General features: G+C 48.5%; 9 protein-coding genes. All 9 read right to left on the bottom strand.

Going from position 1 to position 9756, the window contains the following annotated elements; genetic code table 11:
* Positions 1-884: cell division protein FtsZ (gene ftsZ / locus MDMS009_RS08840; protein WP_008291205.1), on the bottom strand; the 884-nt coding region annotated here is incomplete at its 3' end.
* A 51-nt stretch (positions 885-935) separates the two neighbouring features.
* A complete protein-coding gene (gene ftsA / locus MDMS009_RS08835) occupies positions 936-2186 on the bottom strand; it encodes a cell division protein FtsA (protein WP_008291197.1) in 1251 nt (416 codons plus the stop codon).
* Complete coding sequence (locus MDMS009_RS08830; protein ID WP_008291194.1) at positions 2186-2959, bottom strand: cell division protein FtsQ/DivIB; 774 nt, start codon at positions 2957-2959, stop codon at positions 2186-2188. The genes ftsA and MDMS009_RS08830 overlap by 1 nt, the downstream gene beginning before the upstream one ends.
* Complete coding sequence (locus tag MDMS009_RS08825; RefSeq protein WP_008291196.1) at positions 2959-3897, bottom strand: D-alanine--D-alanine ligase; 939 nt, start codon at positions 3895-3897, stop codon at positions 2959-2961. Before MDMS009_RS08825 ends, MDMS009_RS08830 begins: the two co-directional genes overlap by 1 nt.
* Complete coding sequence (murB, locus tag MDMS009_RS08820; RefSeq protein WP_008291189.1) at positions 3897-4787, bottom strand: UDP-N-acetylmuramate dehydrogenase; 891 nt, start codon at positions 4785-4787, stop codon at positions 3897-3899. Before murB ends, MDMS009_RS08825 begins: the two co-directional genes overlap by 1 nt.
* On the bottom strand, positions 4784-6205 hold the full coding sequence (gene murC, locus MDMS009_RS08815; RefSeq protein ID WP_008291187.1) for a UDP-N-acetylmuramate--L-alanine ligase: 1422 nt from the start codon (positions 6203-6205) through the stop codon (positions 4784-4786). The genes murB and murC overlap by 4 nt, the downstream gene beginning before the upstream one ends.
* Positions 6198-7274 carry an undecaprenyldiphospho-muramoylpentapeptide beta-N-acetylglucosaminyltransferase gene (murG, locus tag MDMS009_RS08810; protein ID WP_008291180.1) on the bottom strand — a complete coding sequence of 359 codons (1077 nt, stop codon included), beginning with the start codon at positions 7272-7274 and terminating at the stop codon, positions 6198-6200. Before murG ends, murC begins: the two co-directional genes overlap by 8 nt.
* Positions 7271-8410 carry a putative lipid II flippase FtsW gene (gene ftsW / locus MDMS009_RS08805; protein ID WP_008291181.1) on the bottom strand — a complete coding sequence of 380 codons (1140 nt, stop codon included), beginning with the start codon at positions 8408-8410 and terminating at the stop codon, positions 7271-7273. Before ftsW ends, murG begins: the two co-directional genes overlap by 4 nt.
* Positions 8407-9750, bottom strand: a complete 1344-nt coding sequence (murD, locus tag MDMS009_RS08800) for a UDP-N-acetylmuramoyl-L-alanine--D-glutamate ligase (RefSeq protein WP_237700502.1) — start codon at positions 9748-9750, stop codon at positions 8407-8409. Before murD ends, ftsW begins: the two co-directional genes overlap by 4 nt.
* Positions 9751-9756: the final 6 nt, after the last annotated feature.

Raw genomic sequence — 9756 nt, 5'->3', positions numbered from 1 at the left:
ACGACTGTGGCATCATCTGATGCAAACTCTTTAATGGTATTACCGACTTCTTCAAATTCGCCAATACTCATATCCAGACCTGCTGTGATATTGACCAATACGCCACGTGCGCCAGCCAAATCGACATCTTCAAGTAGCGGGCTAGACACAGCTAGTTTCGCTGCTTCTCGTGCACGATTTTCACCTTTCGCATGCCCCGTACCCATCATTGCCATGCCCATTTCTGACATCACAGTACGTACGTCAGCAAAGTCGACGTTAATCATACCTTCACGGGTAATCAGTTCTGCAATACCTTGTACCGCACCCAGTAACACATCGTTGGCCGCTTTGAAGGCATTCAGCAAGGTCATGTCTTTACCCAGCACTTTCAGCAGCTTTTCGTTAGGAATGGTAATCAATGAATCCACATGCTGACCTAACTCTTCGATACCGGCTTTAGCCACTTTCAAACGTTTTCCACCTTCAAACGGGAAAGGCTTGGTGACAACAGCGACGGTCAAAATGCCCATTTCTTTAGCAACCTGAGCGACAACAGGTGCTGCGCCGGTTCCTGTACCGCCACCCATCCCCGCAGTGATGAATACCATGTCAGCACCGTTAATCACTTCCATTATGCGTTCACGATCTTCTAAGGCTGCTTGACGACCTACATCCGGATTGGCACCGGCACCCAGACCTTTCGTAATGTCTGTACCCAGTTGTAGTTGTGTTGTCGCAGAGCTTTTACGTAATGCCTGCGCATCGGTGTTGGCACTAATAAAGTCAACACCTTCAATTTGGTTAACGACCATATGCTCAAGAGCATTACCGCCGCCACCGCCGACACCGATCACTTTGATGACCGCGTTTTCTGTATATGTATCAATTAATTCAAATGTCATGGTTTTCTCCCCCAATTAAATTGTTCAAATCAGCACACCAAATTACTCGGCTTAAAAATTCCCCTGGAACCAGCTTTTCATTCTTGACAGCATGCCTTTAAACCCTTCACTTACTTTCAGTTCACCATGCCCTGGAGCATGTTCCTCGTTGCCAAATAACAGCAACCCGACACCTGTCGCATGAATAGGGTTACGCACCACATCAACCAGTCCCCCGACATGTTGTGGTACTCCTAAACGCACAGGCAGATGGAAGACCTCTTCTGCAAGTTCAATAACGCCTTCCATTTTGGAACTACCGCCTGTCAGCACGATGCCAGCAGCCAGCATTTCCTCAAATCCACTGCGACGCAGTTCAGCCTGAACTAACATCAACAGCTCTTCATAACGAGGTTCCACGACTTCAGCTAGCGTCTGTCTTGCCAGCTGTCGTGGAGGCCTGTCACCAACACTGGGCACTTCGATAGTTTCATCTTCGCGAGCCAGTTGAGTCAGTGCACAGGCATATTTGATTTTGATTTCTTCCGCATATTGAGTCGGTGTTCTTAGTGCTACAGCAATATCGTTTGTCACCTGATCGCCGGCAATCGGAATCACGGCGGTGTGACGAATTGCGCCATCGACAAACACGGCAATATCAGTGGTACCGCCGCCGATATCAATGATGCAGACACCGAGTTCTTTTTCATCCTGATCTAACACCGAGTAGCTCGATGCCATTTGTTCAAGAATGATGCCATCAACCACTAAGCCACAGCGTTCAATACATTTAGTAATGTTTTGCGCGGCACTGACAGCTCCGGTAATCAAATGAACTTTAGCTTCCAGACGCACACCCGACATACCAATTGGTTCACGGATACCTTCTTGGTTATCGATGATGAATTCTTGTGGCAATACATGCAGCAATTGTTGATCGCCGGGGAAATGCACTGCTCTCGCTGCATCCAACACACGATCCAAGTCACCTTGCATCACCTCTTTGTCACGAATAGCCACCGTGCCGTGTGAGTTTAAGCTGCGAATATGACTGCCTGCGATACCGGCATACACTGAATGAATCTGGCATCCAGCCATTAACTCTGCTTCTTCTATCGCACGTTGGATGGACTGGACAGTCGATTCGATATTAACTACCACACCTTTTTTCATGCCTCTGGCTGGGTGTGAACCAATGCCGATAATTTCCAAAGCATTATCATTGGGTCCGGCATTAGGGATCGGTGCAGCCACAATCGCCACCACTTTGGATGTACCAATATCCAGCCCGACAATTAGTTCTCTCTCACTTCGTTTTGACATTACACTGTCCCATTAAAATCAGGTTGCTGACCGTCTTGCCAAACTACGGCCAGCCCGTTGGTATAACGCATATCCACTTCTTTAATTTGTTCACTATAGGTATCGAGACTGCTGCCATAGACGGTGATGAAACGATTCAAACGTAAGTCGCCATCAGCACGTCCCAGCTTCAAATGCAGTCCATTTTTAAAATCAACTTGCCAGGCGCGACGCTTATCCATACTGATTGCCGTTACTCTCAGATCTAAGCTATCTACTTGACGTTGGATATCTACTAATCTTCTTGCCATCAACTCGCTCGTTCCGCTTGGGCCATTCAACTGCACCAGCCCTTTTGGCAACGTTGCTTGAGCTGGAAAAAACACTGCACCCGATGTATTCACGAGACCATTTTCATTCCACCTTGCAATGGCTTTATGCTCTTCTACCACTAAGTGCAAGGTGTCCGGCCAGACCCGTCGTACTTGAATTTGTTTTACCCATGGCAAGGCTTCACCGGCTTGTCTGATACCGGCCACATCGACATCGACAAAGCTACCTCTTACCAGTGGCGATACCGCTGCGACCAAGCCGTCTTTATCGGTATGACGTAACTCGCCCTCTACCGTCACATGTTTAACCGGCAAGGTGTCGGCTTGATGCAGGTAGACACCTCCGCCAAATATGACAACGACGATCAGCAAGGTCATCGCCTGCTTGATTGATTGTTTCCAATCTTTTGGCTGTTCTGTTTTTGGTGCTTGTATGGTTGCACCCACTTTACGTCTGGCCATCAGCTATCCTCCTTGATACTGGTTTCCAGAATTCGCCAAACTAAAGCATCAAAATCTAGCCCGGCCTGTTTTGCAGCCATTGGGACAAGACTATGATCGGTCATTCCCGGAACACTATTGGCTTCTAATAAATAGAACTGCCCCGTCCCATCACGCATGAAATCAATTCGCCCCCAGCCAGTCATACCCAGACCTTCAAAAGCCTGTATCGCCAGTTGCTGCATTTGCTCTTCACTCTCCAGATCTAAACCGCAAGGGCAGAGGTACTCGGTAGAGTTTGATTGGTATTTCGCTTCAAAGTCATAAAACTCACGCGGTGTTTTCAGTCTGATCCCAGGTAAGGCCTGACCATCCAGAATTGCAACGGTATATTCTTCCCCTTGTATCCACTGTTCCGCGATCACGTCGTCGTCATATTTCAATGCCAAAGCAATCGCAGCTTGCAGAGTTTCAGCATCATTGACTTTGCTCATTCCGATGCTGGAGCCTTCGTTAACCGGTTTAATGATCAACGGTAAGCCCAGTTGCTGAATCAGTTGTTCGGTGTCGGTTGCCTGACTCACTTGCTCGTACCTTGCGGTAGGCAAACCTTGTTGCTGCCAGTTCTGTTTGCTAATGCGTTTATTCATCGACAATACAGACGCTGTCACACCACTGCCGGTATGAGGCATATTGATCGCTTGCAGAAAGCCTTGAATCTCACCATCTTCACCACCGCGTCCATGCAAGACCACAAAGGCACGATCAAATTGACCGCTGGCTAATTGATGACAAATATCAAAACTGACATCGATACCGTAGGCGTCGATACCTGTACGTTGCAGACCTGCAAGCACAGCCTTGCCACTGATCAATGAAATCTCACGCTCGGCACTACGTCCGCCCATCAACACGGCAACACGGCCAAACTCGCTTGCTGATTCAATGCGCTGTGTCATCAGGCAGACTCCCCAATAACATGCACTTCCGGCGTCAACTTAACACCTTGCATTTGTTCAATTTTTTGTTGCACTAACAAAATCAGATTTTCAATATCTGCCGCCGTTGCAGCATCGTCATTCACGATAAAATTGGCATGTTTCGTTGACACACTGGCACCGCCAACACGCAGCCCCTTCAAACCACTGGTTTCGATTAAACGACCCGCAAAGTCACCTTCTGGATTACGAAATACCGAACCCGCGCAGGGCTGATTAGTCGGTTGACTGGCATTACGTTTGCGTAACAAATCTCGAATCAAATCTGATTCAGCTTCGGCATCTCCTTGTGCAAACTGCATGGTCGCCGCGACAAAATATTCATCCTTGGATTTCGCTACATGACGGTAGCTAACCTCAAACTCGCTCGCCTGACGTTGATGTAAGTTGCCTTGCATATCGATGGTCGTGACATCACTGACAAAATCCCAGGTTTCAGCACCATGTGCCCCAGCATTCATCGCTAACGCACCGCCTAGGGTGCCGGGTATCCCTGCTAGGAAAGCCCCACCTTTCAGGCCGGCTTTCGCAGCTTGCTTAGCGAGCTTGCTGCAATACACGCCCACTTCTGCGTGAACGGTGTTGCCATCGACATGGATGTCTTGCAAAGCGCCTGCCGTAACAATGACGGTACCTTTAAAGCCACCATCTCTTATCAATACATTACTGCCCAAACCTAGCCACAGAAGTGGTTCCGATTGCGGTAACTGCTTGAGGAATGTCGCTAAATCATCAATATCTGTTGGCTTATAGAAACGTTGTGCATTGCCACCCACGCGCCAAGAGGTATATTTAGCCAATGGCTCGTTTAGTTTCAGTTCGCCTTTGAGGTTCTGATGTAACGCCATCATTCAGCACCTCCACTTAAGACTTCTGGCAATGCCTGCGCCATGCGTCCGATATCGCCAGCGCCCAGCGTTAGCAACACATCACCGTCTTTCAACAAGCCGGGTAACAAGGCAAATAATTCTTCCTGGTTTTCGGCAAATACCGGCTCAACCTGCCCGCGTAAACGGATTGCACGGCATAAGCTACGTGCATCAGCACCGGCAATTTTACTTTCACCTGCGGGATACACTTCCAGCATGACCAGTACATCAACCGCAGATAACACATGAGCAAAATCTTCGAACAAATCTCGAGTTCGGCTGTATCGATGCGGCTGGAACACCACCACAACACGATTGTCTGGCCAGCCACCACGCGTTGCCGCTAATGTGGCTGCAATTTCTGTAGGGTGATGACCGTAATCATCGATCAATGTCGCTTTGCCACCCTCAGCATCTACCTGCCCCAACAAGTTGAAACGACGACCAATCCCGTCAAACTTAAGTAACGCTTGCTGACACGCGGCAATGTTTACAGCCAAGTTTCGTGCTACCGCCATCGCGGCAGTGGCATTTAACGCATTATGCAAACCCGGCATATTCAATGTGATGGGGTAACGTTCACCACTATGTTTCTCAACAACAGTAAAAAAGCTTTGTCCCTGATGCTGAGTTAAATCAACCAACTGATAATCAGCGTCTTCATCCTGGCCATAGGTAATAAAAGGCCGCGTAACCTCAGCTAATAGTTCTTTTACCACAGGGTCATCGAGGCACATCACAGCGAGCCCATAAAATGGCAGATGGTGGAGAAACTCAATAAACGTCGCTTTTAACTTGCCAAAATCACCTTCATAGGTCGCCATATGATCTTCATCAATATTGGTGACAACGGCGATCATCGGCTGCAAGTAAAGGAATGACGCATCGCTTTCATCAGCCTCCGCCACCAGGTAACGTCCTGTGCCTAAACGTGCATTACTGCCAGCACTGTTTAAGCGGCCACCGATCACAAAGGTCGGATCCAGTTCACCTTCACTGAGCAGAGCGGCAATAAGACTGGTCGTTGTGGTTTTACCATGGGTGCCGGCAACCGCAATGCCATAACTAAAGCGCATCAGTTCGGCCAGCATTTCTGCTCTCGGAACAACGGGAATACGTTGCTCTCGTGCAGCAAGTAATTCGACATTGTCTTCACTGACGGCTGTGGTGACGACAACGACATCAGCACCTTCCAGATAGGCAGGATCATGCCCAATCATAATTGTGGCGCCAAGCTTACGGAGGTGGCGAATCAAACTATTTTCTGCCAAATCACTACCAGAAACCTGATAACCGAGGTTCAGCAACACCTCTGCAATACCGCCCATTCCAACACCACCGATACCGATGAAGTGGATGTGTTTTACCCGACTTTGCATAGCTGAGGTTAATCTATCCATGGCTAAGCTCCATGCAGATATCAGCGATTTGTGTGGCGGTACCAATTTTGGCAACTTGTCGTGCTGCATTTGCCATATTCAATAATGTGTCTCTATCCTGTTCGAAATGACTGATCTTGCTAGCTAGTAACGTCGCATCCAGATCCTTATCTGCAATTAATTCAGCCGCATGTGCCTCTACTAATAAACTTGCATTGTGTGTTTGATGATCATCAACGGCATGCGGGTATGGCACAAGAATGGATGCCACACCGGCTGCTGACAGCTCAGCTACGGTTAAAGCACCTGCTCGGCAAATCACTAAATCTGCCCATGCATAAGCGTCAGCCATATCAGCAATAAAATCTGTCACGTCAGCTGCCACACCCGCTGCTTTATAACTGTTCCGGCAACTTTCAATATGACGACTGCCACATTGGTGTCTGACATCAGGACGTTGCGAGGTTGATAGCAACGCCAATGCCGCAGGAATCTGTTCGTTCAATGACTGCGCACCCAAGCTACCGCCCAATACCAGTAGTTTCATTGCACCGTGTTCTTGAGATTGGCGCAGATGAGGCATCGGTAAATCTTCAATCTGTTTACGCACCGGATTACCCACCCACTCCGCGCCGATCTTGTCAGCAAAGCTATTAGGGAAACCGGTCAGTATCCTATTGGCTAATTTCGCCAACAGCGTGTTGGTTAAGCCAGGAATCGCATTTTGTTCATGAATCACTAAAGGTTTACGTAGCAACCATGCCGCCACGCCACCAGGTCCTGAGGCAAAACCGCCCAAGCCCATCACCACATCGGGTTTGGTCTGACGCAACACGGTTATGGCTTGCCAAACTGCAGCTAAAACCTTGAACGGTGCCAGCAACCAACCTAAAGTGCCGTTACCACGTAGCCCTTGTACCTTGATTTCAGAGAGCACATAACCCGCTTCAGGCACCAGTCGCGCTTCAATACCTTTGGCTGTGCCCATCCAAGAAATAGCGACATCACGTTGCTTCAATTCATCTGCAACCGCTAATGCCGGGAACACGTGTCCACCAGTTCCCCCTGCCATAATCATCACACGAGTCATCGTCTTATCCTCGCTGATGCTTTTTCTGGCATACGGGTTTCCATATCCACCCGAAATAACAAGGCAATTGCTACGCAAACAATCACTAAACTACTGCCGCCATAGCTCATTAATGGCAAGGTCAGTCCTTTAGTCGGTAGCGCGCCCATATTGACACCAATATTCACGCAAGCCTGTAGTCCCAACCAAATACCAATACCGTAGGCGATTTGTGCACCAAATACTTGGCCTGACATTTCTGCAGCACGGCCAATGGCTAACGCTCGCCAGATGAAAACGAAGAACAAGGCAATTACCGCCACAGCGCCGATTAATCCTAATTCTTCAGCCAAAATGGAATACAGAAAGTCGGTGTGGGCTTCTGGTAAATAAAACAACTTCTGCATACTGCTGCCTAAACCAACGCCCAACCAATCACCACGACCAAAGGCAATTAATGCCTGTGTTAACTGAAAACCACTGCCGAAAGGATCAGCCCACGGATCCATAAAGCTCTGTAAGCGCTCTAACCGATACGGTGCAACCCACACCAGCAAGGTAAATAAACCGCCCATTACTGCAATCAATGCAGCAAATACATCTAAACGTGCTCCGCCTAAAAACAGCATTGCCAACACCGTTGACATAATGACGACGATTGAGCCCATGTCCGGTTGTAACAGCAGCAATAAAGCAGCAACACCTAGCAACATCAAAGGCGCGAGCACTTTCATAAATGAGCGATGTAACTGACCATGATGTCGCTGTAAGTAATCAGCAATATAAAGAATGGCAAACAGTTTAATCACTTCAGCTACTTGTAAATTCACCGGGCCTAACGGCAACCAGCGTTTACTACCGTTCACTTCGCGACCAATGCCCGGGACCAGTACCAAGACCAATAACACCACACCGGCCATCAATAGTTGTGGCGCAATACGCTGCCAAACCGCTAACCTGACTGACATGACAGCCCAAGCGAAGCACAAGCCGACTATTGCAAACACCAATTGCCGTGCAAAATAAAACAACGGCTGGCCAGTCTTACTGTCAGCAATGGTGATGGACGCTGAACAGACCATAATCAAGCCGATGAATAGTAAGGCGCCTGCTGCAAACAGAAGGCTGCGATCAAATTGCAGGTTGGATTCGCTCATGCAGCCAACCCCCTGACAAGTTGTTCGAACTTATCACCACGTTCTGCATAGCCAGTGAACATATCGAAACTGGCACACGCTGGTGATAACAAAACATTATCACCGGGCTGCGCCAGCGACTGCGCTTTGAGTACCGCATCTTGCATATCAGTCGCATGAATTTGTTCGACCTGGGGCGGAATAGCAGTGGCGATTTTATCGGCATCTTCTCCTAACAACACCACAGCACGCACCGCTTTTTCCAAGCTTTCAGTTAGCTCAGAGAAATCCTGGCCTTTACCCACTCCACCGGCAATTAAAACGATCGCACCATCGTCAGCAAGACCATTTATTGCCGCGATACACGCGCCCACATTGGTTGCTTTCGAATCATTAAACCAACGCACCTCATTCAACACTCTGACTAAACGGCAACGGTGTGGCAGCCCGTTAAAGGCTTGTAAGGCAGACAACATAGCTGGCATCGGTAATGCCATCGCCGATCCTAATGCCAAGGCAGCTAAAGCATTAGCAAGATTGTGTTTTCCGACGATTTTCATCGCATCAATAGCTAATAACGGGGATTCCCCCTCTGCCAGCCAGACAGCCCCGTCATATTGCAGTAAACCAAAGTCAACGCCTTCGGATTTATGTAAACCGAAACCGATGTGGTTACGGCCTTCAATGCGCATTTCCTGCACAAAAGGATCCTCAGTATTGAGAACCATAACGCCGTCGCCATTGAAAATTTTCTGTTTAGCTTGCTGGTAGTCACTCACTGAATCGTAACGATCCATGTGATCGGGACTGACGTTAAGTACTACGGCAGCGAAGGCATTCAGAGAGCGGACGGTTTCTAATTGGAAACTGGACAGTTCAAGTATGTAAAAATCAGGCGTTTCTCCCTCCAACAAATCTAATGCGGGGGTGCCCAAGTTACCGCCAGCTTTAACCGTTTTACCCGATAACTGTGCCATTAACGCAAGCAAGGTTGTCACCGTACTTTTGCCGTTAGAGCCGGTAATCGCAACTATCGGAGCCTCAGCGTAACGGGAAAATAATTCAATATCCCCGACTATCTCAATCCCTGCATCTTTGGCAGCTTTGATTTCCGGTAGCCGTGGGTCGACTCCCGGGCTAAGCACCACCATATCGGCTTGCAAAAGCCAGTCGAGCTCCAAACCGCCAGTTTTCACTAAGACCTGGGGATATTCTTGTTGTAACGTTGATAACGCTGGTGGCTGCTCACGTGTATCCATGATCGCTACGCTCAACGCACGCTCAGACAGGAATCGTGCACACGATATTCCTGTCTGACCAAGGCCGACGATCAGACAATGTTTATGTGAGAGACTATTCATGATTCG

Source organism: Methylophaga thiooxydans DMS010, assembly GCF_000156355.1.
Taxonomy (GTDB): domain Bacteria; phylum Pseudomonadota; class Gammaproteobacteria; order Nitrosococcales; family Methylophagaceae; genus Methylophaga; species Methylophaga thiooxydans.
This window is presented reverse-complemented; position numbering and strand designations above follow the sequence as displayed.